At 40.5% G+C, this 25,160-nt stretch carries 27 protein-coding genes and 2 pseudogenes; 15 read left to right on the top strand and 14 right to left on the bottom strand.

The window, feature by feature from the left end:
• Positions 1-50: 50 nt before the first annotated feature.
• Both MSWHS_RS11570 and MSWHS_RS11565 read left to right on the top strand, forming a co-directional pair.
• Positions 51-359: an Hsp20/alpha crystallin family protein gene (locus tag MSWHS_RS11570; RefSeq protein WP_048129800.1), complete on the top strand. Its 309-nt coding sequence runs from the start codon at positions 51-53 to the stop codon at positions 357-359.
• Positions 360-551: 192 nt separating this feature from the next.
• Positions 552-776, top strand: coding sequence for a DUF1059 domain-containing protein (locus tag MSWHS_RS11565; protein ID WP_048130685.1), 225 nt, complete (start codon positions 552-554; stop codon positions 774-776).
• 40 nt (positions 777-816) lie between these two features.
• On the opposite strand, the gene MSWHS_RS11560 is transcribed toward MSWHS_RS11565, so the two are convergent.
• Positions 817-1,296 carry a TspO/MBR family protein gene (locus tag MSWHS_RS11560; protein ID WP_048129801.1) on the bottom strand — a complete coding sequence of 160 codons (480 nt, stop codon included), beginning with the start codon at positions 1,294-1,296 and terminating at the stop codon, positions 817-819.
• 510 nt (positions 1,297-1,806) lie between these two features.
• Here MSWHS_RS11560 and glnA point away from each other — a divergent pair.
• The 5 genes from glnA to MSWHS_RS11535 all read left to right on the top strand — a co-directional run bounded on the left by glnA (position 1,807) and on the right by MSWHS_RS11535 (position 8,685).
• Entirely contained in the window at positions 1,807-3,150 is a 1,344-nt protein-coding gene (glnA, locus tag MSWHS_RS11555) for a type I glutamate--ammonia ligase (protein WP_048129802.1), read from the top strand.
• A 1,184-nt stretch (positions 3,151-4,334) separates the two neighbouring features.
• Positions 4,335-5,387 carry a glutamine amidotransferase family protein gene (locus MSWHS_RS11550; protein WP_048129803.1) on the top strand — a complete coding sequence of 351 codons (1,053 nt, stop codon included), beginning with the start codon at positions 4,335-4,337 and terminating at the stop codon, positions 5,385-5,387.
• Positions 5,384-6,895 carry a glutamate synthase-related protein gene (locus MSWHS_RS11545; RefSeq protein WP_048159095.1) on the top strand — a complete coding sequence of 504 codons (1,512 nt, stop codon included), beginning with the start codon at positions 5,384-5,386 and terminating at the stop codon, positions 6,893-6,895. The genes MSWHS_RS11550 and MSWHS_RS11545 overlap by 4 nt, the downstream gene beginning before the upstream one ends.
• A 2-nt stretch (positions 6,896-6,897) precedes the next feature.
• Positions 6,898-7,641 (top strand): hypothetical protein, encoded by a 744-nt coding sequence (locus tag MSWHS_RS11540; RefSeq protein ID WP_048129805.1) that lies wholly within the window; start codon positions 6,898-6,900, stop codon positions 7,639-7,641.
• A 6-nt stretch (positions 7,642-7,647) separates the two neighbouring features.
• Positions 7,648-8,685 carry a Coenzyme F420 hydrogenase/dehydrogenase, beta subunit C-terminal domain gene (locus MSWHS_RS11535; RefSeq protein ID WP_048159094.1) on the top strand — a complete coding sequence of 346 codons (1,038 nt, stop codon included), beginning with the start codon at positions 7,648-7,650 and terminating at the stop codon, positions 8,683-8,685.
• 945 nt (positions 8,686-9,630) lie between these two features.
• Here the strand turns inward: MSWHS_RS11535 and MSWHS_RS18555 are convergent.
• Positions 9,631-10,134 (bottom strand): hypothetical protein, encoded by a 504-nt coding sequence (locus MSWHS_RS18555; RefSeq protein ID WP_052722706.1) that lies wholly within the window; start codon positions 10,132-10,134, stop codon positions 9,631-9,633.
• A gap of 439 nt (positions 10,135-10,573) precedes the next feature.
• On the opposite strand from MSWHS_RS18555, the gene MSWHS_RS11525 reads away from it, so the two are divergent.
• The 3 genes and pseudogenes from MSWHS_RS11525 to MSWHS_RS22375 form a co-directional block, all read left to right on the top strand.
• On the top strand, positions 10,574-11,254 hold the full coding sequence (locus tag MSWHS_RS11525; RefSeq protein WP_369798946.1) for a helix-turn-helix transcriptional regulator: 681 nt from the start codon (positions 10,574-10,576) through the stop codon (positions 11,252-11,254).
• Positions 11,191-11,391 carry a transcriptional regulator FilR1 domain-containing protein gene (locus MSWHS_RS22380; RefSeq protein WP_369798986.1) on the top strand — a complete coding sequence of 67 codons (201 nt, stop codon included), beginning with the start codon at positions 11,191-11,193 and terminating at the stop codon, positions 11,389-11,391. The genes MSWHS_RS11525 and MSWHS_RS22380 overlap by 64 nt, the downstream gene beginning before the upstream one ends.
• 128 nt (positions 11,392-11,519) lie before the next feature.
• Positions 11,520-11,609: pseudogene (locus MSWHS_RS22375) on the top strand (Coenzyme F420 hydrogenase/dehydrogenase, beta subunit C-terminal domain); the annotation flags it as partial.
• On the opposite strand, the gene MSWHS_RS22370 reads toward MSWHS_RS22375, so the two are convergent.
• The 3 genes from MSWHS_RS22370 to MSWHS_RS11510 all read right to left on the bottom strand — a co-directional run bounded on the left by MSWHS_RS22370 (position 11,577) and on the right by MSWHS_RS11510 (position 13,760).
• A complete protein-coding gene (locus MSWHS_RS22370; RefSeq protein WP_156148209.1) occupies positions 11,577-11,942 on the bottom strand; it encodes a helix-turn-helix domain-containing protein in 366 nt (121 codons plus the stop codon). The pseudogene MSWHS_RS22375 and the gene MSWHS_RS22370 overlap by 33 nt on opposite strands.
• A gap of 644 nt (positions 11,943-12,586) precedes the next feature.
• Complete coding sequence (locus tag MSWHS_RS11515; RefSeq protein ID WP_048129813.1) at positions 12,587-12,772, bottom strand: hypothetical protein; 186 nt, start codon at positions 12,770-12,772, stop codon at positions 12,587-12,589.
• Between the two features lie 238 nt (positions 12,773-13,010).
• Positions 13,011-13,760, bottom strand: a complete 750-nt coding sequence (locus tag MSWHS_RS11510) for a hypothetical protein (RefSeq protein WP_048159093.1) — start codon at positions 13,758-13,760, stop codon at positions 13,011-13,013.
• A 438-nt stretch (positions 13,761-14,198) separates the two neighbouring features.
• Between MSWHS_RS11510 and MSWHS_RS21655 the strand changes: the two genes are divergently transcribed.
• The 3 genes from MSWHS_RS21655 (at position 14,199) to MSWHS_RS21650 (ending at position 15,327) form a co-directional block, all read left to right on the top strand.
• Positions 14,199-14,387 (top strand): hypothetical protein, encoded by a 189-nt coding sequence (locus MSWHS_RS21655; RefSeq protein WP_231585408.1) that lies wholly within the window; start codon positions 14,199-14,201, stop codon positions 14,385-14,387.
• Positions 14,388-14,434: 47 nt separating this feature from the next.
• Complete coding sequence (locus MSWHS_RS11505) at positions 14,435-15,016, top strand: winged helix-turn-helix domain-containing protein (protein WP_231585407.1); 582 nt, start codon at positions 14,435-14,437, stop codon at positions 15,014-15,016.
• Positions 15,017-15,144: 128 nt separating this feature from the next.
• Positions 15,145-15,327, top strand: coding sequence for a Coenzyme F420 hydrogenase/dehydrogenase, beta subunit C-terminal domain (locus tag MSWHS_RS21650; protein WP_082088357.1), 183 nt, complete (start codon positions 15,145-15,147; stop codon positions 15,325-15,327).
• A 285-nt stretch (positions 15,328-15,612) separates the two neighbouring features.
• Here the strand turns inward: MSWHS_RS21650 and MSWHS_RS11500 are convergent, their stop codons facing one another.
• Complete coding sequence (locus tag MSWHS_RS11500) at positions 15,613-16,203, bottom strand: hypothetical protein (protein WP_231585406.1); 591 nt, start codon at positions 16,201-16,203, stop codon at positions 15,613-15,615.
• Between the two features lie 138 nt (positions 16,204-16,341).
• Here MSWHS_RS11500 and tnpC point away from each other — a divergent pair.
• Positions 16,342-17,792 (top strand): annotated as a pseudogene (gene tnpC / locus MSWHS_RS11490) (IS66 family transposase).
• A 176-nt stretch (positions 17,793-17,968) separates the two neighbouring features.
• Here the strand turns inward: tnpC and MSWHS_RS11485 are convergent.
• Genes MSWHS_RS11485 through MSWHS_RS11475 form a run of 4 tightly spaced genes read right to left on the bottom strand, consistent with a single transcriptional unit; the run spans position 17,969 to position 20,367 of the window.
• Entirely contained in the window at positions 17,969-19,183 is a 1,215-nt protein-coding gene (locus tag MSWHS_RS11485) for a bifunctional 3,4-dihydroxy-2-butanone-4-phosphate synthase/GTP cyclohydrolase II (protein ID WP_048159091.1), read from the bottom strand.
• Between the two features lie 15 nt (positions 19,184-19,198).
• Positions 19,199-19,372 (bottom strand): hypothetical protein, encoded by a 174-nt coding sequence (locus MSWHS_RS20445; protein ID WP_156151225.1) that lies wholly within the window; start codon positions 19,370-19,372, stop codon positions 19,199-19,201.
• Between the two features lie 39 nt (positions 19,373-19,411).
• Positions 19,412-19,606, bottom strand: coding sequence for a hypothetical protein (locus MSWHS_RS11480; protein WP_048159090.1), 195 nt, complete (start codon positions 19,604-19,606; stop codon positions 19,412-19,414).
• 47 nt (positions 19,607-19,653) lie between these two features.
• On the bottom strand, positions 19,654-20,367 hold the full coding sequence (locus MSWHS_RS11475) for a flavodoxin family protein (RefSeq protein WP_048159089.1): 714 nt from the start codon (positions 20,365-20,367) through the stop codon (positions 19,654-19,656).
• A gap of 192 nt (positions 20,368-20,559) precedes the next feature.
• Between MSWHS_RS11475 and MSWHS_RS11470 the strand changes: the two genes are divergently transcribed.
• Positions 20,560-21,312 (top strand): winged helix-turn-helix domain-containing protein, encoded by a 753-nt coding sequence (locus tag MSWHS_RS11470; protein ID WP_048159088.1) that lies wholly within the window; start codon positions 20,560-20,562, stop codon positions 21,310-21,312.
• 79 nt (positions 21,313-21,391) lie between these two features.
• On the opposite strand, the gene MSWHS_RS11465 is transcribed toward MSWHS_RS11470, so the two are convergent.
• The 4 genes from MSWHS_RS11465 to MSWHS_RS11450 all read right to left on the bottom strand — a co-directional run bounded on the left by MSWHS_RS11465 (position 21,392) and on the right by MSWHS_RS11450 (position 24,991).
• A complete protein-coding gene (locus tag MSWHS_RS11465; protein ID WP_048159087.1) occupies positions 21,392-21,871 on the bottom strand; it encodes a DUF2115 family protein in 480 nt (159 codons plus the stop codon).
• A gap of 306 nt (positions 21,872-22,177) precedes the next feature.
• Positions 22,178-23,218: a radical SAM protein gene (locus MSWHS_RS11460; RefSeq protein WP_369798945.1), complete on the bottom strand. Its 1,041-nt coding sequence runs from the start codon at positions 23,216-23,218 to the stop codon at positions 22,178-22,180.
• A gap of 91 nt (positions 23,219-23,309) precedes the next feature.
• Entirely contained in the window at positions 23,310-24,143 is an 834-nt protein-coding gene (locus MSWHS_RS11455; RefSeq protein WP_197073933.1) for a DUF1638 domain-containing protein, read from the bottom strand.
• 41 nt (positions 24,144-24,184) lie between these two features.
• Positions 24,185-24,991 (bottom strand): DUF1638 domain-containing protein, encoded by an 807-nt coding sequence (locus tag MSWHS_RS11450; RefSeq protein WP_048159084.1) that lies wholly within the window; start codon positions 24,989-24,991, stop codon positions 24,185-24,187.
• Positions 24,992-25,160: the final 169 nt, after the last annotated feature.

The raw sequence follows: 25,160 nt of genomic DNA, 5'->3' as shown, positions 1-25,160 counted from the left end.
ATATTTGATACGGTTAATTTGCACAATTATTCTTAGAGGGGGAACATTTAATGGAAAATCCCATGCCCAGGATAATAAAAACCCCGGTTATTGCCATGTATCATGATGATAAACATGAAAACCTTACTATAGAACTTGAACTTCCAGACGTCATGGACGAGAATATAACTCTTGTAATGCATGAAAACAGTTTTTACCTTAAAGCCTATAGTGAAACTGTTGAATACTTGGGGTCTTTTTTCCTAGACGGGCCCGTAGATCCGGAAAGGGCTATTGCAGTGAACAATAATGGGATGCTCACCATAAAAGTCCCATATAAAGGGGGATTTGTTTGCGCAAGATATGTTCCGATAGGCTAAAAACTTGAAGATCACAAAAAAAGCCTTTGAAGAAAGCAAAAAGCACCGTTCCAAGAGAAAAAAACCTGAAAAGACTTAATTTTATATCTAATCATTTTTTATTATATTTAGTTTGAATAGAAGAAGACTATTTTGAAGAAGACTATTTTGAAGAAGACTATTTTGATCAGCTTTATTGCAAGAGGAGACACTATGAAAATTGTAAAGTGCAGCGATCTGGGGTTCAAATGCAGCTTCATGGCTGCCGGTAATAAGCTTGAAGAAGTCGAAAAAGCTATGTTTGACCATATAGAAGAAAAACATAAAGAAGAACTTGATAAGATGTCCGAAGATGACATTCACCATCTGAAGCATCGTGTATCAACCCTTCTAGGAAGAAGCTGCGGTTGCGGTGCCCTCCATACTGATGACCTTTAACTCAATTTTTACCCAAAATATTACTCATGAGAATATACAGTTACTGATTAAGAACCCAGATCTGGTAATTAAGCAGCGTTGCAAAACTGACCCAGAGAAGGTAAGGAATGAGGAGATAGGAAGCTGTTTTTGAAATTTTCCAGAACTGTATAGCCGTCAACAGGATTGAAAGCCAGAGCAAGACAATCTCAAGAAAGGCATAATAAGGAGACTGTAGTCCGAAGAACAGGAAAGACCAGAGTATGTTAAGGCCCAGCTGTAACCCAAAAAGGAAAAGTCCTACCTTGACTTCTTTTTGCTGCAGTCCCTTTTCCCATACAAAGTAAAGGGAGATTCCCATAAACGTATAAAGCGTTGTCCAGACAGGGAAAAAGACCCAGGAAGGAGGATTGAAAGCCGGCTTTTCAAGCAAAAGATACCAGCTTTCAAGAGAAGAAGATGTAAATATAGCACCAATTGCCCCTACGAACTGGCAGAGAATTATGGAAACCAGAAGCCTAAAGACATTTACTTTATTCATATAAGCCCCCAGAAAGATATTGTACATCAACACTTATATAATCATAAGTTTGAAAAAAGCTTTAATTTAATATTCCTGTAGTTTAAAACCTTTTGAAAAATCAGCCAGAATGAAAAGAAAAAACCTACCTTCCATAAAAGTCCACAAAAAAATCACCAATTTTCTCAATATGGCCATGAATTAAAAATCAACTCGCCATAATATTGAGAATATTAGACAAATCGGCAATTAATTACCTATCGGCAATTAATTACCTATTTGTGTACATGTGCGGAAAGTGAGTTAAAATTTAAATCCTATTGAGAAATTCATTCCTTTTGGAATGAGATTTATATATAGGATATTAGAATATACGTAGTGAAGCGGGGATAAATCACATAAATATTTTTAAAGTTTGCTTAGCTCTGCCTGGAGCTTTGAGCACATTCTATGCCACAAAAAACATCGAAAAAAGGTATATAACATCAGATAGGTAAATGGTTGCCTACTGCCTAGTGAGGATGAAATCAAATGGTGCAGACGAAAAAGTGTACAACTAAAGAAGATGTATTAGAGGTTGTAAAAGAAAGAGACGTAAAGTTTATCCGAACTCAGTTTACGGATACACTCGGTATCATCAAAAGCTGGGCAATTCCTGCAGAACAACTGGAGGAAGCTTTTGAAAACGGTGTAATGTTTGATGGATCTTCGATTCAGGGCTTTACAAGGATCGAAGAATCTGATATGAAACTCGTGCTTGACCCGTCAACGCTCAGGATCTTGCCCTGGAGACCCGCAACAGGCGCCGTTGCCAGAATTCTTGGAGATGTGTACCTTCCTGATGGAAACCCCTTCAAGGGAGACCCGAGATACGCCCTGAAGAGTGCAATCAGTGAAGCTAAAAAAATGGGCTTCTCAATGAACGTTGGGCCAGAACTTGAATTTTTCCTTTTCAAGCTTGATGCAAACGGAAACCCTACAACCGAACTTACTGACCAGGGCGGATACTTCGACTTCGCACCCCTTGACCGTGCGCAGGACGTACGCAGAGACATTGACTATGCCCTGGAACACATGGGATTCCAGATAGAGGCATCCCATCATGAAGTCGCACCTTCCCAGCATGAAATCGACTTCAGATTCAGCGATGTACTCAGCACGGCAGATAACGTAGTGACTTTCAAATACGTGGTAAAGTCCATTGCATATCACAAAGGGTACTATGCCTCCTTCATGCCAAAACCCCTCTTTGGGGTAAACGGCTCAGGAATGCACAGTAACCAGTCTCTTTTCAAGGACGGGAAAAACGCATTCTATGACCCGGATACCCCTACCCAGCTTTCCCAGGACGCAATGTATTACATTGGTGGACTGCTGAAACACATAAAAGAGTTTACAGCTATCACAAACCCTGTAGTAAACTCCTACAAGAGGATAGTTCCCGGATACGAAGCACCGATTTACATCACCTGGTCTGCAACGAACAGGAGTTCGTTGATCAGGATCCCGGCCACCCGTGGTAATGGAACAAGGGTTGAACTCAGATGCCCGGACCCGGCTTGCAACCCTTACCTGGCCTTCGCCCTCATGCTGAGAGCCGGGCTTGATGGGATAAAGAATAAGATCGAACCCGGAGAGCCTACCAACGTGAACATTTTCCACCTTACGGAAAAAGAACGTAGCGAAAGAGGCATCGACTCCCTCCCTGCAGATCTCAAAGAAGCAACCGATATAATGAAAGGCAGCGCATTTGTAAAAGAAGCGCTCGGAGACCATATATTCCACCACTACCTCTGTGCGAAAGACATGGAATGGAACGAATACAAAGCAATGGTTCATCCCTGGGAACTTGCAAAATACCTCCCTATGCTGTAAGGAAATCATCCGGAAATGCTTACAGTACGCCGGAAAATCTTTAAAGAAAACTAAAAAAAAGATTTCAATAAGAAGTCGGAAAGCACATTTTATCCAGCAGGTGTGCTCCGGCTTTTAAAAAACATCCACAAGGATTGAAAAATGGAAAGATTCCCCTCAGAAAAAAGAGAACTCATTTCGTTGAAAAAAATTATTTTTTTAGAGGAAGAAGTGTAAAACCCATGAAATCTTAATTTCATGGGATATAAGAGTCAACTTTCATACATATTTCAATTGTTGATTCTGCTAAACTATTTTTCGTATTAAGTTAAGTTAATAATAGATACTGTCACCACAACCCAAAATACGAAAACCAAGCTGAAAGAGTTGGATAACAGGGTATCGTGTATCTGAAGGGGTCGGAAACATTAAGCCGGAGAAAACCGGAAACTCCAAGCATCTCAAGTAATCTCACGATCATATATTTCATTTCACCTGTGGTATGCGGGGTAGAGCCTGTATGACTTATCCTCAGTAAAGGGAAGGATGACTCAGGAAGCCGCTAAATCTTTAGTTTAGCGGTAATTCGCTTTATTTAGAGAAAACGGACCGTAAAAAGGATCTCGGTATAAAAATGCTTTCCTCAAGAAATGCTACAATTTCAGTTCAACTTTTTCAAGTTTGGTTTATTACTTTTTTAACAGGCGACAGTATATGAAATTCATCTTACGCAAAAGAAGCTGGCAGCTCTGAGCAGGACAATCATTGTAAACTGCTTGGAGGTCTAACAATACGAACAATATTACATGGGAAGAAAGAGAAATTAAACGGTTAAAACGTCATGCTTTGCAGTATTACTGCAGGCAAGTTTAATTCTAAAAAAAGAAACATATATATATTGTCAAATAGGTACTAAATTACTTACTTCCCTTAGCGGCAACCCTCTCAATTTCTTTGGAAGAAATAAAAGCAGAGGCAGGAAAGCTATCACGAATTCAAATTTATTATATAATGAAGATCAGATGAATTTAAGTGAAATATTCCTTTAATTTACGAAAACTTAGAGAATATCCCCTGAAACCCGGTTTATCAGGCTGGCAAATTTTTTGACTATTTCCAAAAATGAGCCGCAGAAATCTTCAGGGAAATTACTGACAAAGGTACTTAAATCACGTTGATTTCTATCCATTTCTAGAGTGATCAAAATGTGTGGAATAATAGGCTTTATAGATCGAACAAAGTCCAGAATGGACGGGTCGAGCATAAAAGTCGCCCTTAGCCTCATGAATGAAAGAGGTAGTGGAGACGGGGCAGGCTATGCTGCATACGGGATTTATCCCGAATATGCAGACTATTATGCTCTTCATGTTTTCTTTGATAACCTGGCAGAACCAAAAAAGAAGGTTGATGAACTCCTCCAGCAGTGGGGAGAAATCGTTCACCAGGAAGAAATCCCGACTACCCCACAGCCGGGAATAAGAAAGGTCCATATCCCCTGGAGATACTTCTTCAAGCCCTCAAAAGACCTGATAGCAGGAAGAATGAATTCTGAAAATGACGTTGTCACGTATATTGTCATGGAAGTAAACGCCAATGTAAAAGGCGCCACAATCTTTTCCTCGGGGAAAAATATGGGAGTCTTCAAGGCTTCCGGCTGGCCTGAAGATGTAGCAAACTTCTACAGGATTGAGGACTACAAAGGCTACATTTGGCTTGCTCACAACCGCTACCCGACAAACTCTCCGGGCTGGTGGGGAGGAGCCCATCCCTTCAACCTGCTTAACTGGTCAGTAGTGCACAACGGAGAAATTACCTCATACGGTACAAACCAGCGCTATGTCGAGGGATACGGATACAAATGCACTGCACTTACAGACACAGAGGTTGTAGCTTACCTTTTTGACCTGCTCGGAAGACAGCATGAACTGTCATATGAGATGGTTGTCCGGGCTCTTGCCCCTCCATTCTGGGACGATATCGACCGCATGACTGCAAAGGAAGCCGAACTCAACAAAACAATCCGCCTTACATACGGATCTGCCCTTATGAACGGACCTTTTGCTATTGTAGTAGGGACAGATAACGGCATTGTAGGCTTCACCGATAGAATTAAACTGCGCCCCCTCGTCGTTGGCGAAAACGGAAGCAAACTTTACATATCCAGCGAAGAAGCTGCAATAAGAACCCTTGACCCAGAAGTAAAGAACATCTACACTCCCAGGGCAGGAGAACCCATCATAGGGAGGTTTATCGAATGACGCTCGGAAGTGTACCCCCAAAATATAAAGTAAGCATTGACCGCGACCAGTGCATGGACTGCGGACGCTGCATTGAAAACTGTTCCTATGGAGTATACAGAAGAGAAGGCGACAAGATCCTGATCGAGTCCAGGAAATGTACAGCCTGTCTCCGCTGTGTTGCAATGTGCCCAAGGGACGCAATCACCCTTACGGAAAAGCCCGTAGACTACCGTTCCCACCCCGTCTGGACCCGGGAAGCCAGGGAAGATATAATCAACCAGGCCCGCAGCGGTAAGATCATCCTTTCAGGGATGGGAAACGTCAGGGACCTTCCAATAATCTATGACCGCCTTCTACTTGATGCCTGCCAGGTCACAAACCCAAGCATAGACCCTCTGAGAGAACCAATGGAACTCAGAACCTATATAGGGAAAAAGCCAAAAAAACTCGAGTTCAAAAAAACCGAAAGTGGAGATGTGGAGCTTGAAACAAAGCTGGCTCCCAACCTGAAACTCGACACCCCCATCATGATCGGGCACATGAGTTTCGGAGCCATCAGCCTTAACTCCCAGCTCAGCATGGCAAAAGCTGTAGCAAAAACCGGGACTTACATGGGAACAGGAGAAGGAGGGCTGCATAAAGACCTCTACCCCTACCAGGACCATATGATTGTTCAGGTTGCTTCAGGCCGTTTTGGGGTTAACATTGACTACCTCGAAAGGGGTGCAGCAATTGAGATCAAGATAGGACAGGGAGCAAAGCCAGGTATAGGAGGACACCTCCCCGGAGAAAAAGTAAACGAAGAAGTCTCCAAAACCCGTATGATCCCCCTGGGCAGTGACGCAATCAGCCCTGCTCCTCACCATGACATTTACAGCATTGAAGACCTTGTCCAGCTTATCAGGAGCCTGAAAGAAGCGACCGAATGGAAGAAGCCGGTCTTTGTAAAGATCGCAGCCGTGCATAACGTAGCTCCCATTGCTGCAGGTATTGCAAGGTCCTCTGCAGATGCAGTGGTTATTGATGGGTTCCGCGGAGGGACCGGGGCAGCCCCGAAGGTCTTCAGAGACCACGTGGGAATCCCAATCGAAGTTGCAATCGCCAGCGTTGACCAGAAACTCAGGGAACAGGGAGTTAGGAATGAAATCTCCATCATTGCAAGCGGTGGGATCAGGAACAGTGCCGATCTTGCCAAGTCCATTGCTCTCGGAGCAGACGCCGTCTACATTGGGACTGCAGCTCTTGTCGCTCTGGGTTGCAGAGTTTGTGGAAACTGTTACAGAAACCTCTGTCCCTGGGGCATTGCTACCCAGCGCCCGGACCTTGTGAGCAGGCTTGACCCCGAAGCAGGAGCAGCACAGGTTTCAAACCTGATCCACGGCTGGACCCTGGAACTCAGCGAACTGATGGGTGCAGCAGGCATCAACAGTATCGAAAGCCTGCGTGGAAACAGAGATCGCCTGCGTGGATATATGCTGGATGAAGGAATGCTTAAAATTCTGGACGTCCAGCCAGCGGGGGCCTGAATATGAAGACAGTAAAAATTGATGCTAAAGGCATGCATTACACCCCCTTAAACCAGAAAATCAGGGCCGCAGTTGCGGACGGGGCAGAGGAGATAATCCTCGACAACGTGCTCGGACAGCGCTTTATAGGAGATGGAGTTAGAGGCAATGTCCGCATCATAATCAATGGGGTTCCCGGAGGAGACCTGGGGATGTTCATGAGTGGCCCAACCTGCATAATCCACGGGAACGCCGAACACGCCCCCGGAAACACAATGGACAGCGGCATGCTCGTTATCCACGGAAGCGCAGGAGATGCCGTCGCCCATAGCATGAGGGGAGGCAAGGTCTTTATAAGGAACAACATAGGCTATCGCGGCGGCATCCACATGAAGCAATATGAAGTGGAAGCCAGACCCATACTTGTCATAGGCGGCACAGCCCACTCCTTCCTGGGAGAATATATGGCAGGAGGTCTTGTGCTTGTGCTCGGAATCGGCAAGGAAAAAGCCATGACAGACAGGGGCATCGGAAGCGGGATCCACGGCGGAGAAATCATCATCCGCGGGGAAGTGGATGACTACCTGCTCGGAGTCGGAGCCAAGAAATTCGAGTTTACGGAAGCTGACCTGGAACGCATAGCCCCAATTATAAAGAGCTTCTGCGAGCAGTTCGGATATGACCCCGCAGAGTTCCTGGACACCAATTACACAAAGATCGGACCTGCAAGCAGCCGACCTTTTGCAAGCAAATACGTCTGGGAGTGATCAGAGATGGCAGAAAAGAAACAAATCAGTAAGACTTACCTTGACCTGAAATCAAAAGTCTGGGACACCGGCCTCTGCTCAGGCTGCGGGGCCTGCATTGCAGTTTGCCCTGCTGACGCCCTGTATTTCGAAACCGGCGGTAATTCCACAACTCCGAAAAGCAACGGCTACTGTAAAGCCGCTGTTGATGACGTGCCCTGCGGGGCCTGCTATGAGGTCTGCCCGAGGCTCGATGAACAACCTTCAAGCCTGCTCGGGGACTACCTGGAAATCACTACAGGAAAGGCAGAATTCGACATTCCGAGAAAACAAAGCGGAGGAGCCGTTACCGCAATCCTTGCAAACGCCCTGGAAACAGGCCTTGTGGATGCTGTGGTTACGGTTACTGAAGACCCCTGGACTCTCAAGCCGCACTCCATGGTAATCACCAGAAGTAAAGCCCTTATCGCCCAGGCAGGAAGCCGCTACAACTGGTGGGTTCCCCTGGTCTCGGCACTTAAGGAAGCCGTTGTTACCCAGAAGCATAGGAACATCGCAGTTGTGGGAGTCCCCTGTGTGGTCCAGGCAATCCGCAAGATACTTGAATCCGACCACCAGCTGGTCAGCCCCTACAAGAAATCCATCCGCTTCGTGTTCGGGCTCTTCTGTACTGAAAGCTTCGACTACGAAAAACTGATTGCAGGCAAGCTGAAAAGCGAGTATGCCCTCGAACCCATGAAGGTCTGCCGCATTGATGTTAAGGGTAAGCTCGAAATCACCCTCAACGACGGGACCCAGTACGTGATCCCCCTTGCCGAACTTGAGGATACTATCCGCCCAGGCTGTGGGGTCTGTACGGACTTTACCGCCCTCAAAGCTGACATCTCAGCAGGTTCGGTCGGAAGTCCTGACGGCTACACAACCCTTATCGTCCGCACCCTTGTCGGGCAGCACCTCCTGGAAAGCGCAGTTGCTAACGGGAAGCTGAGCGTAGGTGACGGTGAGGTTAACCTCGGCATTATCGAGAAACTTGCCACGAAGAAGATGGCAAGAAAACAGGAATAAAAATCGGTAAAATAACAGAAAACTTGAAAGGTGAAGCTTTGGGCTTCATCTTTATTTCATTCTTTTTTGTGCTTTTTTGACTTTTTAATTTGTGTAATTGTAACTATTCACGTTTTAAAAGTATGGCCACAGATGCCGAAAATCCGTTTATTTAAGTAAATTACCAACATTTGAATATTTATTATAGATGCTCCCATGCTGTCGATATCGCTACAAATTAGAAAGATTGTAATCTAGATACAGAATAGTCCCAAAACACTACCTATAAGTGAATATCATAAAAAGAACAAAAATCACAACGCACAATACTATGAAGCCTATAATGGCTTTAGCTAATTTTTCCATAATCAACCAATCCTTTTACTACTTATTGTATTCTCCTACAGTTAGAACCTTAATTCCAGCTGTAAGGATTAATCCCTCTTCCATAAAAATGACGGAAAATAAAAAATTTCAAAAGGTAGCTATTTTTGGCTGAGATGTTGTTTGTTAGCCTGAAAATTTGCAAAAGTCAAAGTTTCCATACAATCATTTTTTGTATTAATGATTTTACAGAATTTTCAGTACGTTGCTTTTGAAAGCATAATATACATTTATATTATGAAAGAATTGTAAAGTTAATCTTTTCCTTTCGATTAATACATTAGACAACCAAATTTCTACCTTAAATAAATTATTTTTTTCACAATCACTTTAGTTAAGGAGCAGTTTCTTCGAAAATAACCCTATAGTTACCGTTTTGATCACATTTTATGTAAAGATTGTCATAAAACTCACGTAGAACTACGCCAGTACCTTCAATAAATATTCCCCACTGGAAAGTTCCTCTGCCGTAGATATCCGAACGAGTACCCGAACTATACTCAATACTTCCTTCTTCCCAGTTACTAACTGACCAATATATTGCGTAATTTCTTACGTACAATGAATCTAGATAATGAGCATCTACAGTCTGACCATTATAAGTAAAATACCCTTTTGTGTAATTGTGTAGACTTTAATACCAGTCCAAGAATATAGTTCCTTGTATCCTGTAATAATGGGAGTAGTCGAAACACTTGCTATACTAACTGTTTGAGTTGCTACTTTATTATTTGTTTCTTCCTCCACGCCAGTAATGAAAAAATAACTTCCATCTGTGAAAGTTATATACAATCCGTCTTTTAGTTGATACGTCCTTAAATTAATTTGACCTGAAACAGTATCTTTCTCTTTAAGATCATTTATTGAAATTTTATCTTTGTTTACTTTAACATAATTTGCAATCACATCGTCTGTGGATAATTTGTTTGTATTAGAATTTAGTGCATCTATTAGACCTTGTTCCAATTCTGAAGGCTTATCACTTACTTTTAATTCTTCCTGTGCACTTACAGATGGTACTAACATCATACCAACCAGCAGTGTTGCTAAAACAAGTATACTTAGTCCAATTTTATTACGCTTCATATTTTTCTCCTAAAGTTATTTTACTCCAGAGGCAGGATCAGACAAGCTTTAAATATTCACAAAGCTAACACTAACTCATGCCTCCGGGCAATGTGGAGTTCAAATCCACTCTGGAAAGTTCGTTTGAACTTCACATCCAAAAATCTCTATTAATCTTCTCCTATACATTAATTACGACGATGAATATTCATCAGTCTGATTAACATTCACTCAACCGATCAGCTTTTTCATCGAAATAATGGAGGTTCAGAGTTCTGATTGACGGCAGGAATTCAACCTCACTTTTAGCAAATAATCTGAATATTCTTTTCTTCACTAAACCATAAAATTGGCAAAAGTGATATCAATATACATGCCTGACAGAAGATAAAAGAATATATTGTGTTAGAACAATTCAATAAGAAAGTAAGAAAAAAATCTGTAGATGTGGCGACAGGAAATGAGCGGCTTCAAAATATATAGGGAGATGGGAGATGACGTCCAGGCAATATACAGGTCAAGACTTATAACCGAGATCCTTTTATCGTTAAACGAAAGCAGCAGAAAGCTTTCCCAGTTGCGTGAGATTACCAGGAGTACATCCCAGGCAATAATTCCAAAACTCAGAAAACTCGAAGCGGATCATCTGATAGAAACAAAAGAACACGAGTACTACCTGACTCAAACAGGAAAAGTTGTGGCTTCAAGATTATCTAATTCTTTTGCAACAGTAGGAACAATTAATAAATTCAAACATTTCTGGTCGGGACATTACCTTGAAAGAATTCCCGGTCCCCTCTTAAAAGAAATCGGATGTCTTTACGAGTCTGAAGTCCTCAATGATAAAGGTACGAAGATCCTTAATGTCTACAACAACCAGTTAAAAATGATTAAAGAGGCAGGTCATATACACGGCATATCGTCCGTGGTAACCGAAGGGTATGCTGATTCTATCTCTGAAAGAGTGAAAGAAAGAATCCCTGTCGAGCTTATATTTCCTCTTCATATTGCAGACGAACTGAAGCAATCGCCTTATCTGGAAAAAATAGACGCACTGAAAGATTATGAAAATTTCAAATTAATGTCATTGATGAAGATATTAAAGCGGGGCTCATTGTTACGGATAAACGGCTTTCCCTAAGCCTGTACAAAAAAGATGGAGTTGAATACGACATCACTACAGGATTATTCAGTTTAGATCCGAAAGGCATTGAATGGGGAGAGAGGCTTTTTGGGTATTGTAAAGGGCAGGCAGAGTCCACAAAAATGCAAATTTGATTTTTCAGTTATCAATCAAATCAGGAAAATGGGAACATCAGCCTTTTTTAGCCAGATCTGAAAGTCATTCTTCGGCTGACAGCTTTCAATAACTGACTCTCATGTCCACATACTGAAGAACTGAAGACATCATTAGCCCAGGCTGTGGGGTCTGCACGGACTTTACCGTCCTGAAGGCTGATATTTCAGCAGGTTCGGTCGGAAGCCCTGACGGTTACACGACCCTTGTCGTCCGCACCCTCGTAGGACAGCACCTCCTGGACAGCGCAGTTGCCAGAGCGGCATGAAGTTTCATCTATACCAACCACAAATATATCAGAAAAGTCCTCTTTTGACCTTGCTTTGCCAACGTAATGTTGTACGACTCTCCAAAGCTTCTTGTCGTTTTCTCCAGGCAACTTTCCAACTTGTAATACTGACATTTTTTTTGCAAGTTCCAGGATCATAGCTTCCATTCGAAGTGTGAAACCACTTTGTTCGCGAGCCCAGGGAACTTTTATTTGGAGAACTCCACAATCTCCACATTTTACTCGTGGAACTCTACAGTGCAAATAAGTAGTGTACTGAAAATGGTTGACAAGGCACAACGCTTTTTCCTTGTATCATAAGCGGAACAATTTGGTTTACCGCTTTTAGGGCACGGAAATTTAGAACCACGTTCAAAATCAAGCCTGACATCAAGGTTTTCAGACACCGAATTAAATTCAAAATTTGTTATGTGCCATGGTTTTCTGACATTCAAAGGTATTTCAAATGTTTTTTCGCAAATGAGCAATCAAACTCTGCAGTTATTTGCACCAAATATTGTAACACTAATATATATTATAATTTTATTATAAAAAATTGCCCATATTACATGATGAAGAATCTTATATTTTTCCTGCGATTGAAAAACTCAGTACCAAAATCCAGTGATGAACGTAAAATTAAAAAATCACTAGATTTTGTAATGGCTACAATCTTTGTAATTATACTTCTGGGTTGAAGTCTTTAGATATCGAATGTTAATTTTGATTGGAGGATGAATTCTTCTTAATAATTCAGATTTTCAATCAAGAAATGCAAAATCACTAGATTTTGGACCAGAGTCGATTGAAAGCCCCTCATATTTGAAGAGGATACCTGAAAGTTCATTCTTGTGTGTATATAAACTCATTATAACTACAGTTAAAAAAAGAGATTTAGCAAAATCATTTTACTCAAGTTTCAACTTAACTAAAGCCATGTGGTAAATAATTCCAAAAATCCAAAATATTACAAGTGAAATTTCGATTAACCGATAATCATGTTCTGTATTTTTAGCCACAACTCCGCTAAGTACGATAATAGCAACAACCGTAAATGCTGGAATCAAAATCTTTAATATTTGTTGTCTTTCCATAAAATCACCAAATCAAATTGCGTGCGGCCACCCCAACCTAAACAGACTGTCCGACAATTACTACCAATAACATTCAAAATCCTTTTTTTTCGATTTAAAGGTGCTATATACCTTATTTTGTGCATATTATTGACCTGAAATTGAATTGGCGGACCGCCTCTTAATGACGGGGTATTCGTGACCCTCCACGCTCTCGATGTAATAAAAATGGCTGATTCTAAAATCAGCCGATACTCAATTAAATCCTATACCAATGACTACCAATTTTCAAATAAACATGTTGTGTTGCAATCACTGTGGCTATGTTTGCGTAAGGTATCTTTATATCTAAACTGCCATCTGAATTTTCTTCATACCAATACCAAGTTCTCACCGCTAAACCGACTAATGTCCCCAGTATTGATCCTACAGCAGGTGTAACATATCCACTACTTAACACAGTAACTAATAACCCAATTATAGCTGAACTTCCATCTGCAATAAGACCTGCATCTTTTGGAGAGAAGTAGATGTGCAGTCCACCTGTTACGCTAGTGCCATATGTTTCAACATAACTTCCATTCGCAAAACTTGACTTAGCCGCAGAGATTGCTGCTGCAACTGCTGCACTATCATTTAGACTCGTGGCAGATATGAATTTTTCAGCTACCAATTCATTCCGATCTACAACAGCAAAATATGTTCTGTTAGAATTCTTTTCATCTTTCCATAAAATAGCGTATCCAATTGACCCATCATCTTTTTTGAAAGATACTATCTTTTCATTATCGGTTTCTGATAATACATTCACGCTTTCTGAGATTTCTTTCGTGTTTTCTAATGCTTTTTTGATGTCTTCTTCAGAGATTGATACTTTGTTCGGATTTTCTATTGGATCAGCATACTTCTCATTTTGAGAAATGTCAGCTTTTGCACTTACGGCCGGTACAAAAGCGAGACTCACAAGAAGTATCACTGCAAATATTGCACTTATTTTAAGTTTCTCCATTATTTTCACTCCTGTTTAGTTTTCCAGGAGGCAGGATCAGACAAGCTTTAAATATTCACAAAGCTAACACTAACTCATGCCTCCGGGCAATGTGGAGTTCAAATCCACTCTGGAAAGTTCGTTTGAACTTCACATCCAAAAATCTCTATTAATCTTCTCCTATACATTAATTACGACGATGAATATTCATCAGTCTGATTAACATTCACTCAACCGATCAGCTTTTTCATCGAAATAATGAAGGCCCAGAGTCCTAATTGGCGTCAGGAATTTTGACCTCACTTTTAGCAAATAATCTGAATATTCTTTTCTTCACTAAACCATAAAATTGGCAAAAGTGATATCAACATACATGCCTAACAGAAGATAAAAGAATATATTGTGTTAGAACAATTCAATAAGAAAGTAAGAAAAAATCGGTAGATGTGGTGACAGGAAATGAACAGCTTCAAAATCTATAAAGAAATTGAAGATGATGTCCCGGCAATATACAGATCCAGACTTATAACCGAGATACTTCTATCGTTAAACGAAAGCAGCAGAAAGCTTTCCCAGTTGCGGGAGATTACCGGGAGTACATCCCAGGAAATATTCCAAAACTCAGAAAACTCGAAGCGGATCATCTGATAGAAGCAAAAGAACATGAGTATTACCTGACTCAAACAGGAAAAGTTGTGGCTTCAAGATTATCTGACTCTTTTGCGACAGTAGGAACAATTAATAAATTCAAACATTTCTGGTCGGGACATTACCTTGAAGGAATTCCCTGTTCCCATTTAAAAAAGATCAGATGTCTTTACGAGTCTGAAGTCCTCAATGATAAAGGTACGAAGATCCTTAATGTCTACAACAACCAGTTAAAAATGATTAAAGAGGCAGGTCATATACACAGCATATCGTCCGTGGTAACCGAAGGGTATGCTGATTCTATCTCTGAAAGAGTGAAAGAAGGAATCCCTGTCGAGCTTATAGTTCCCCCTCATATTGCGGAAAAATTGGAGCAATCGCCTTATCTGGAAAAAATAGACGCATTGAAAGATTATGAAAATTTCAAATTAATGGTCATTGATGAAGATATTAAAGCGGGGCTCATTGTTACGGATAAACGGCTTTCCCTAAGCCTGTACAAAAAAGATGGCGTTGAATACGACATCACCACAGAACTATTCAGTTTAGATCCGAAAGGCATTGAATGGGGAGAGAGGCTTTTTGGGTATTGTAAAGGGAAGGCAGAGTTCACAAAAATACAAATTTGATTTTTCAGTTATCAATCAAATCAGGAAAATGGGAATATCAACCTTTTTTAGCCAGATGTGAAAGTCATTCTTCGGCTGACAGCTTTCAATAACTAACTCCCAGGTCCACATACTGAAGAACTGAAGACATCGTCCGCCCCGGCTGTGGGGTCTGCACGAACTTTACCGCCCTCAAAGCCGACATTTCAGCCAGAGCTGTGGGAAGCCCTGACGGCTACACAACCCTTATCGTCCGAACCCTTGTCGGACAGCACCTCCTGGAAAGCGCAGTTGCCAGCGGGAAGCTGAGCACCACGATGAGCTCAACCTAGATATCATCGAAAAGCTTGCCACAAAGAAGCTCAAGTGCACATTTCGAACCCCTGCCAATATGGGCAAATAATGCACGATTTCAGGTCGTGTTATTGACTCCATGTCAGAAGAATAACCTTTTTGTGCAGCATATTGGTACAAGAGTGTTAGGGTTCGAAATGTAGGCTCAAGCGGAAATAGAAATAAGATTACTTCAAAAATGGATATAGATGGAACAATCTCCATCTTTCGGTTTCTTTTTTGACTTCCCCATCTTTAAATGGGTATGAGATCTAACCTTTTTGTTAAAACCATGGTAGTAACGAATTGCCCTTTCCTTTTTTATCCTCCTTCTTTAAACCATCAACTTTTCCTTCTTCATTAGACATATAGTAGGATTCTGCAATCAATTTTTTCAGCGCTGGTGTTTCTTCAGTTAGATTTATTGTACCCAGGATTCCGTAATAAGCTATGAAATAATCTTCTCTCCCTTTAAGGAAAGGTCTCTTATACACTAGAAAGTATCCCGACGTTTCAGGGCTTTCATATCCGGTCGAGTTAAAAAAGGTGAAATTAGGGAAATTTTCAACTTCACGTCTTTCAATTTCGTCTTGAAGTTCTGTACTAATATTTAGCTCCTGCTGGAATACATCGCCATTTTCTTCAAGATAACGATAAAGGGTATCTTCTCCTTTTAAGAATTCAGACTCAGCATCAAAGTACCAGACACTTATAAACCTTCCATCAGAAAATTTTCCAACTTTGCAGTAAGGAGAAATCGTCGGAAAAGATGAAGTACAGCTATGTGCATTTCCTTGCCAGGCCCCAGGGATGTACCATTTAGGCATTGATTTTGAAGGAGGCAGTCCAGGGCCTATCTGAATGAAATCAAGCACAAGCCATATTCCGACAAGAGCAACTATAAAAAATATTAAAATCGCGGTAACAATTCAGGTAGCCTTTGAAAGGCTACAATTTTTCCTCTTTTCGAGGAAAAATTGCATATAAATTGAATCCTATTTTGTTTCGTTATTATGCTTACACGTGAAGAGATCCTCGTTATCTATGAAGCTGGTCCTGAAGCTGTAATTTCTGTAATCCAGAGACTTGAAACTATCATAGAAGAACAAGCTATTCGAATTGCTGAACTAGAAAAACGTGTAAGGATTTTAGAATCTCGCTTAAATCAAAATAGCAGAAACAGCAGTAAACCTCCTTCTACTGACTTTTTAGTCAAAGAAAAACCTAATCCCAAGAGTCTCCGGAAAAAGAGTGGGAAGAAACCTGGAGGTCAAGAAGGTCATCCAGGCACAACTCTTGATATGGTTAATGATCCTGATTAGGTAATTGAACATTCTTTGACCTGCTGCAAAGAATGTGGACATACTCTTGAGGATGTTGAAGTTGAAGCTTATGAGAGAAGACAAATTTTTGATATTCCTCCTGTAAATCTAATTGTTACGGAACATCGAAGTCAGATTAAGACCTATACTCACTGTGGAAAATCAAATAAAGCTGTTTTTCCAGAATCAATAAAGTATCCAGTTCAATATGGTCCTAATATCTTAGCTTCAGCAATTTACTGTAAAAACTACCAGTTTATTCCCTATAAAAGGATTTCTGAGTTTTTTGATGACGTTATGGGGATAAAAATCTGTTCTGCTACCATAATCAAAGCAGAAAAAGAATGCTTCCATAATTAAGAGGGATTTGAAAATGTGAGTAGGGAGAAGTTAATAACTTTTCCTGTGATCCATTGTGATGAAACTGGAATGAAGATTAAAGGAAAAAGACATTGGCTTCATGTAGCTTCAAATGACAAATACACATGTTATTTTGCTCATCCTAAAAGAGGGTCAGAAGCAATTAATGCTATGAGAATCCTTCCAGAATTTAAAGGAATAGCAGTTCATGATGGATGGAAACCTTATAACAGTTATGAATGTGATCATGCTCTTTGCAACGCTCATCTCCAGAGAGAACTTACTGGAATTGAGGAGAACTATAAACAGCAATGGGCTAAAGAGATGAATGAACTGTTAATAGAAATAAAAAAGTATTCTGATGAGTGCAAAGAGCAAGTCAAAGATCTGGATTTCGAGCAAATCAAAGCATTGGAAGAAAGGTTCGATGCTATCATCATTAAAGGAATTGAAGAAAATCCACTTTCTCTAAACCCTGAAAAACAGGGAAAACGTGGTAAAAACCCAAAAACAAAAGCAAGGAACCTACTGGATAGGTTTATAGAAAACAAAGAACAGATCCTGAGATTCCTGAGTGATTTGAGAGTTCCATTTGAAAACAATCAGGCAGAAAGAGACATCAGGATGATGAAATTGCAGCAGAAAATATCAGGAACTTTCAGAACCATACAAGGAGCGGAAGCTTTCTGCAGAATGAGAGCTTACATTTCTACAATTAAAAAGAATGGTTTGTTATACACGGTATTCTCGCGGCGCTCAATGGAGCGCCGCTATTATCCTGAGAATTGCAGCATTTTGCTGAAAAAACATACTTTTTTATCAGTGGCTGAATAGTTACTTAATTTTTTATCTTTCTTCAAGTCCCATCAATGATCTGGTAAAACAGATAAGTTCTGTTTAATTATAGGCAATATGAATCTGCCTGGATGAGGCGGGGTTATGTTGGATTGATCACAAATTATAATTGACTATCCATTTTTAAAAGGTGTCCCATTTTCAATTGCTTACAATTGAGATAATCATCATTAAGCGTATTGGGCATTACTTCAATGGGCACCCGTTCCACCACACTTAATCCATATTCTTCAAGACCCGTTATCTTTGTTGGATTGTTGGTCATCAGACGCATTTTTCGAACCCCCAGGTCCTTAAGAATCTGGGCTCCAACAGCGTAATCCCTCATATCGGCATCAAATCCCAACTCAAGATTGGCATCAACCGTGTCGTATCCCTGGCACTGGAGTTCGTAAGCCTTGAGTTTATTGACCAGGCCAATCCCCCGGCCTTCCTGCCTGAGGTAAAGAATAACACCACTTCCCTCTTTCTCCACCATGGCCATGGCTTTATGGAGTTGTTCGGCGCAGTCACACCTCATGGAGCCGAAGATATCTCCTGTCATGCATTCTGAATGAACCCTTACAAGGATGTCTTTTTCAGGATCGATCTCACCTTTGACCATTGCGATATGGGTAAGGTTATCCAGATCATTTTCATAAGCGATCATTCGAAACTCACCGCCATATTTCGTGGGAATAACAGTTTCGGCTGCTTTTCTGACAAAAGATTCTGTCTTCAAGCGATACTTCACAAGATCTGCAACTGTACAGATACCTATGCCATGTTTTTCACTGAATTTTTCCAGGGATGGCATTCGAGCCATGGTACCATCATCATCCATTATCTCACAGATGACACCTGCAGGCTTGCATCCGGCAAGACGCGCCAGGTCCACAGAGCCTTCTGTCTGGCCGACACGAACCATGACACCATTATCCTTTGCCCTCAGGGGGAAAATGTGGCCAGGCCGAACAAGGTCGTCCGCAGTTGCACCATCGGCAATGGCTGCCTGAATGGTGGTGGCCCTGTCTGCAGCAGAAATACCGGTGGTCACTCCAACCTTTGCCTCAATTGAAACGGTAAATCCGGTTCCATAGGAAGATGTATTATTCTCCACCATCATGGGAAGGTCTAACCGGTCAGCCGTTTCACCGGTCATGGAAAGACAGATCAGACCACGACCATACCTGGCCATAAAATTAATAGCTTCAGGGGTTACCGCCTCTGCTGCCATGGTCAAGTCCCCTTCATTCTCTCGATCTTCATCATCCACAAGAATGACCATACGCCCTGCCTTGATGTCCTTAATGGCCTGTTCAATGGTTATTTTAGACATATTCGAACTCACTCCTTATATTAATTCTGTTAAATCATTGCCAGCGCCATCCCAACTCTCAGATGCATGCTTTTCCATAAAGAGATGAAACAATGTGAGACTACCTGGCATGGAGATAATTTCCCAGGCTTTCTTAGCAGGAACTCCAACTTCTTTTTCGAAATAGAAACTTTCTTCGTAGTCAAACATGGTTCAATCTCCTCTTTAGCTTACTTTGTTTTTTAGCACTTACTTTGGAATAGGTTGATCAGGCGTGACACCATAGTAATTAGTTCTAGCCTTACCCCATGGACAACCATTTGGACCTGTTATCTTCAGTTCAATGTTCTGTAGTGTTTTACACAGGCTGTTGCCAGCACGTGCACCTTTGCAGATGGGGCAGAGCTTTTCACAGAATATTGGTGCCTTTTTTTGGTCTGCCATTTGTTATATCCTCCTGTTGTAGTTTCATTAATTCTAAAATATCTTCTTTAGTACCTCAGCATTTCTGCTTTCATGGCTTCCATCATTTTCATTAGTTCCTGTACGGTTTTCTCACGGCTGTAATCAGGTGAACGCAGCATATCGCCAAGTTTCTTCCCTGCCTGCTCGGCCGCAAGCATTAATTCTTCATCTTTTGTAACATCGGGGATCGTATCTTCATTGATAGGGACAACATCAGGTCCTTGTAGAAGGTAGGGTATACCAACCTTGCAGGTTTCACCGTATCCGCAATAGTGGCAGCCAGCAGCACCTATTCCCTGCACATTGTCTACGACTTTAATCATGTTAGCGAAACAGATATGATTTAGAACTTCAGTAGGTGGTGCAGGATTAAAACCTCCAAGACTTACAGTAACTGCAAGTTTTCCCCAGAGGATATCAGCTTCACGGTGCCTGAACTGATACCATCTTTCCATGAAACAATGCATCACTGCATTCAATGTGTCAAAATAGTTGACACCACTCAGAACATAGGCATCTGCTTCAACGATCTTATCACGCAGGGTTTTCATGTCATCATTCACTTTGCATATATTGTCATCAACACATGCCATACACCCTATGCAGCCACCTATGTTTTTACCGTGCAGTGAAATAAGTTCATATTCGCATCCTGTATTTTCCAGGACCTTCTGTACAACTTTAATAGAGCCTGAACGTGATTCTGGCCTTGGGCTTCCTGATATTCCGAGTATTTTCATATTTTAAACTCCTCCATGTTGTTTATTTCTCAGACCTAACGTTTCCGATTTAGTCACCATAAGACACTAATACGTACATGAATATATACTAATCTGTCATAAAAGTATACAAACATATTTTTGGTCATAAAAATATACTAAGCATACATTTTTATAACTGTAAATCAAACTACTGTACAAAGAGGAATTGTTGTGAGTGAATTAATATCGGAATCATCAAGCACTTCATTGGAAAAAGAAATTCGTGCTCTTCGCCTGGAGCTTAATGAATTCAGAAATGAAGTTACAACGGGTAAAACACATTCATTGCTCAATGAATTCAAGAATCAATGCGCTGGAGATTTTCTCAATGCTTCTCTTGGAAATAACTTAAACAGCATCAGGAATGAGTCAAATGAGTGTACAATGTGGGACCATTGCGAACCTGTTTTCACTGAGTACTTTGACAGTTTATCTGGTTTTGCGATAAAAGGGGAGCTATCAGACGATAACGTTTCAAGTATAAGGAACAAGTTTGGCCAAATGAAGGAACGTGCTGCAGAGGAATCCAAAAAGTGTCTTAATTGCTTCCAACATGCTGAAACATGTTTTGAGACCCAGATCGAAATGTTGCAAGAAATGGGTTTTTGTAAACCCGATAACGGGGATATACAAGTTCAAGATCTTCCCGAAGACCAGATCTCCATTTTGATAGGGGATGCATTGAGTAGTGCCGCCAGAGTCCAGATCCTTAAAGCATTACATGATGATGCTAAATCGTTCACTGCACTTTCAAAACTCACAAAACTTCGTGGTGGAAATCTCCTATTCCATCTTGATAAATTACAAAGCAAAGGATTGATACGCCAACGTGAGGAACGAGGCGAATATCAAATCACTTTGCAAGGTCTCAATCTCATGAACTCCCTAATAGATGTTACAAAAGCAATGTCCTTTAGGGTATAATTTTTTCTGAAAAACCAAGTTCATTAGGTATAGTGCAGATTAAGTATGTACTAAATATCTACCTATAGGCAGGCAATAGTTATATTGTCCTGCAAACACAGTATTTGCACAGGGACATTTCTTCTAATATATGCTTACTCTTTGCAGGACAGTAATAAACGCCATCATTTTCAAAAATCGTCTGATTTTCATTTATGTACATTCCTGGTGGATGGAGTGGTTCTTTCACTATAAAAGTCAGATATGTGGAAATAATACGAGTATATTCCTTCAAATCACTTTGATTGGGAGCATACTCATCCATATACTTGTTAATCCTGAAAGTAAAATCTTCAAGCTTTCCAATGTCAATCTCCTCAGATATTTCTGAACAATCTCTTTCTTTTAGCTCAGAAAATTTCTTACGGTTATACCTTGCAAGATATTCAATATTATACTGAAGACTCCCACGAGGAGCCTGAATATCTCCTGTTTCTTTTTTATTAACCCTTGCTAAATACCCAGAAGATAGATTGGAAGCTTCTTTTTGTAATAAAAATAATAGTTCACATGAATTCATATGAAATCCCCTCCAAATTATGCATATGAAATATCTTTCAAGCTATAGTTTCGTTTAGTTGTTCTTTACTTCAGTCTTTATGGAATTATAGCACTTTTCGAATATGTCCAGATTGCCTTCAACCTCGAATAGCATCAAGCGTAAGGGTTCCTTTTCGGCCATAGATGATAATACTATCAACGTCTATTCTTTCTGTAGAGAACACGTATTCTTCTGAATCTTCTCTGCTTGAGGTGCTCCCACCTTTTAATTATTATTTGGTAGTGTTATCCTTTTAAATATGTTGCCTGATGAAAGATGTCAGTTCTACATCAATTCATAGTGTTGCGCAACTTCCAGGTTGAAATTGTACATAAGGCTGTTCTCAACGTAACCAGAAAAAAGGCATTTCTTACATTTGTATGCCATGTCCTTTCTGAGTTCCCTCGTATTCTTCCATACATTTGCAATCCCGTCATCGATATGACCAATTGGTGCTCGATGCACTCTGCAGTTCTCGATAGTTCCGTCTGCGGTTACGTTCAGTATTATGTCATTGGCATGACAGATGAACTCCGTCCTGAGGTCACGGATCATTTCTAGGTATGTGTAGGAATTGATGATAGGATAACCTTCTTTTTTCATTTCCATTATCCTGCCCACAGTCTTGCGGTACTTCTCAGTATCCCTTATCCCCATGTTTTCCCAGGTATCCCTATCTATTCCCTTAAATTCGTACAGGGGCTCGAATGATATTTTGACATCAAGCTCCTTAGCCATGGTTATGAGTTCTTCAATATCATCTAGGTTTTTACCACTGATGACACAGTTCAACAGAAGCGGATTCCTGATCATATCTCTGGCTTTCAGGATACCTGGCATGATCCTGTCAAGACTGATGCCTCTTATGTCCTTGTAGCTGGATGTCCCATCCACAGAAACTGAGAGGTAGTCAAGGTCCTTCAGTTCACCTATCCTTTTTTCAAGTAGCAGGCCGTTGGTGATGAGCGAGGTCACCATTCCCAGCTGCTTCGCATAGGCCAGTATCTCAGGCAGGTCCTCTCTCAAAAGGGGTTCTACGGTCCATGCATTATAGACAAGTATCCCGAAAGCCCTTGCCTGATCAAGGAGTTTAAATATATCCGTGAGCTCCATCTCCTCTCCCTCTGTTTTCCAGTATTCGCAAAAAGAGCATTTCATGTTGCATCTGGAATTGATGGCGTGCGATAATACAAAGGGTTGTTTTCTTATTCGCAGCTGCCAGACAGCCTTTGCTGCAATGAGGGGTGAGTATTTGGTCATGGGGATTATTCGGGATTGTTTCTTCTTTCTATCCCTGTTTATGTTAAAAAGTTCACATGAATTCATATAAAATCCCCTCCAAATTATGCATATGGAATATCTTTCAAGCTATAGTTTCGTTTAGTTTGTTCTTTGTTATGTAGATTAAATCCTATCATTAGCAACTGTCACTCTCGGAAATACCTGTTTTAGTTTCCATATATGAATTGATGGCTATATCCATCGTCCCATTAGTGTTAATAATCTCCATGTCAAACTCTTTTGCAAATTCAGAAGCATTCTCATGGTAAGTATTATCTTTATAAATTTGATTGTTGATCTTGATAAGAAAAGCATAATCAGGGTTTCTTAGATATCTAGCGTATTCCTTATAAGATGGGGTAGATCTGAAGTTCTCTTTATTCATATCGGAAAGCCACATTGGGGTTGCATAGAAGACGCCTTTTCCTAGTTCCTTGGTTTTCGTGTATGCATCGTTACCACCAAGTGCTACGCTAATACAGTCATCAACAAGATTTCTTTCATTGTCTCTCAGAAAATAAACAGGGCAATTTAGCCTCTGCAAATCGTTCTGCACTTTTTCAGAACTATAGCCACATTTCCCATAGAAGATAAGGATGCCATCTGACATTTGTGACATTTCTCTGGCATTCAGATATACTTCAGACTGCAACTTATCAGGATATTCATGTAAATCTTTTGTCAGGAGATTAACAACAACCGTTAATTCCTGTTGTTTATTTCGATTGAACAAATCACATGTTTGCCTGAAGACTGGAATCTTTGAAAATATCCTCATGAAAATATTAGGTGAATGTCTATTGCTTTCTGAAACAAGAGGGTATAGCCTATCAGAAGAAAACACAAAAGGCCTGAGATTCTCAGATTTAAGTTTTTGTATAAATCGGGAACTGTTTCTGTTTTCTACCACAAACAAATGTTTAATTCCAGGGTCTGTTGAGAGAACATTAACTAATTCATCTTCAAGCATTTCGCAGGCAACTATACTTAAAATTGGCATGGTTCTCTATATTAAACGGTCTTGTTCTTTATTTCATCCTTTATCGAGCGATAGCATTTCTCGAAGAGTTCCTGACTACCACATATCTCGAAGATGCTATATCCGAATAGCTTTGCATATTCCTCTATCTTTTCGTCGATATCTTTTGTGTATTCAAGTCCTGTATTGACCTTTGCAACCCTTGAGTATCCGCCCAGGTCATTGATCATTTTTCCCATCTTCAATGCTTCCTCAGGATTAGAATTATAATCAATACCTGAAACTTCGAATTCTCTCCATGAATTGGCATACATAGGTGTGAAAAAGAATGCAGGCTCTTTACTATGTTCTTTTAGTAATTTTAAGTAATTTGCACAACCTCCGACAGTTGCTCCTATGCAGTCATCAACAATCCTTTCGTCATCTCTGAGTATTCTCACGACACAACCATCTTTTTCCAGGCAGAAATCTTCTTCCACGTTACCCAGAACGTTACCACAAAGACCATAAAAAAGGAGTAATCCGTTGGAAAAGTGTGTCATTTTTCTTATGTTTTGATAAACTTCAGATTTCAATTTTTTTGGTACTATATGAAGTCCGAGCTCCAGCATGTTAACTACAACAGTTAGTTCATCCTGATCAACATCTTTAAGCATTTGTGGCAGCTCTTCAAAAGGAACAATATCGTAACAAATTTGCTGTTCGTCAAGTTTTTCAGTAAATTCTGAGATATTATCATTTTGTACAATTAGAATTTTCTTGATCTGAAAATCGTTTTCAAAAATCCAGATAATTTCATCTTGAAGTATTTCACAACTTACTATGCTTAATACAGGCATTTTTCTTCCTCATTTTAAGAATATATTAGTGCCTAAATATATACCTGAAGGTTAGATAAATGTATATTGTGTGCCAGTAGTATAGAAAAGTGACTTTTTAAGATTCACCCTTCATAGTGAATGAACATTCAAAGATCATCATCTGTCAGTCTCTCAATCAATTTTAACA

The sequence above is a fragment of the Methanosarcina sp. WWM596 genome (assembly GCF_000969965.1).
Lineage (GTDB): Archaea > Halobacteriota > Methanosarcinia > Methanosarcinales > Methanosarcinaceae > Methanosarcina.
The sequence above is the reverse complement of the archived record's forward strand: the minus strand, read 5'-3'. Positions and strand labels throughout refer to the sequence as shown.

Excerpts from the sequence above, each read along its gene's own strand:
- MSWHS_RS11570 (WP_048129800.1), top strand. The coding sequence starts at position 51 with ATGGAAAATCCCATGCCCAGGATAATAAAAACCCCGGTTATTGCCATG.
- MSWHS_RS11565 (WP_048130685.1), top strand. The coding sequence starts at position 552 with ATGAAAATTGTAAAGTGCAGCGATCTGGGGTTCAAATGCAGCTTCATG.
- MSWHS_RS11560 (WP_048129801.1), bottom strand. The coding sequence starts at position 1,296 with ATGAATAAAGTAAATGTCTTTAGGCTTCTGGTTTCCATAATTCTCTGC.
- glnA (WP_048129802.1), top strand. The coding sequence starts at position 1,807 with ATGGTGCAGACGAAAAAGTGTACAACTAAAGAAGATGTATTAGAGGTT.
- MSWHS_RS11550 (WP_048129803.1), top strand. The coding sequence starts at position 4,335 with ATGTGTGGAATAATAGGCTTTATAGATCGAACAAAGTCCAGAATGGAC.
- MSWHS_RS11545 (WP_048159095.1), top strand. The coding sequence starts at position 5,384 with ATGACGCTCGGAAGTGTACCCCCAAAATATAAAGTAAGCATTGACCGC.
- MSWHS_RS11540 (WP_048129805.1), top strand. The coding sequence starts at position 6,898 with ATGAAGACAGTAAAAATTGATGCTAAAGGCATGCATTACACCCCCTTA.
- MSWHS_RS11535 (WP_048159094.1), top strand. The coding sequence starts at position 7,648 with ATGGCAGAAAAGAAACAAATCAGTAAGACTTACCTTGACCTGAAATCA.
- MSWHS_RS18555 (WP_052722706.1), bottom strand. The coding sequence starts at position 10,134 with ATGAAGCGTAATAAAATTGGACTAAGTATACTTGTTTTAGCAACACTG.
- MSWHS_RS11525 (WP_369798946.1), top strand. The coding sequence starts at position 10,574 with ATGAGCGGCTTCAAAATATATAGGGAGATGGGAGATGACGTCCAGGCA.
- MSWHS_RS11515 (WP_048129813.1), bottom strand. The coding sequence starts at position 12,772 with ATGGAAAGACAACAAATATTAAAGATTTTGATTCCAGCATTTACGGTT.
- MSWHS_RS11510 (WP_048159093.1), bottom strand. The coding sequence starts at position 13,760 with ATGGAGAAACTTAAAATAAGTGCAATATTTGCAGTGATACTTCTTGTG.
- MSWHS_RS21655 (WP_231585408.1), top strand. The coding sequence starts at position 14,199 with ATGAACAGCTTCAAAATCTATAAAGAAATTGAAGATGATGTCCCGGCA.
- MSWHS_RS11485 (WP_048159091.1), bottom strand. The coding sequence starts at position 19,183 with ATGTCTAAAATAACCATTGAACAGGCCATTAAGGACATCAAGGCAGGG.
- MSWHS_RS20445 (WP_156151225.1), bottom strand. The coding sequence starts at position 19,372 with ATGTTTGACTACGAAGAAAGTTTCTATTTCGAAAAAGAAGTTGGAGTT.
- MSWHS_RS11480 (WP_048159090.1), bottom strand. The coding sequence starts at position 19,606 with ATGGCAGACCAAAAAAAGGCACCAATATTCTGTGAAAAGCTCTGCCCC.
- MSWHS_RS11475 (WP_048159089.1), bottom strand. The coding sequence starts at position 20,367 with ATGAAAATACTCGGAATATCAGGAAGCCCAAGGCCAGAATCACGTTCA.
- MSWHS_RS11465 (WP_048159087.1), bottom strand. The coding sequence starts at position 21,871 with ATGAATTCATGTGAACTATTATTTTTATTACAAAAAGAAGCTTCCAAT.
- MSWHS_RS11460 (WP_369798945.1), bottom strand. The coding sequence starts at position 23,218 with ATGAATTCATGTGAACTTTTTAACATAAACAGGGATAGAAAGAAGAAA.
- MSWHS_RS11455 (WP_197073933.1), bottom strand. The coding sequence starts at position 24,143 with ATGCTTGAAGATGAATTAGTTAATGTTCTCTCAACAGACCCTGGAATT.
- MSWHS_RS11450 (WP_048159084.1), bottom strand. The coding sequence starts at position 24,991 with ATGCCTGTATTAAGCATAGTAAGTTGTGAAATACTTCAAGATGAAATT.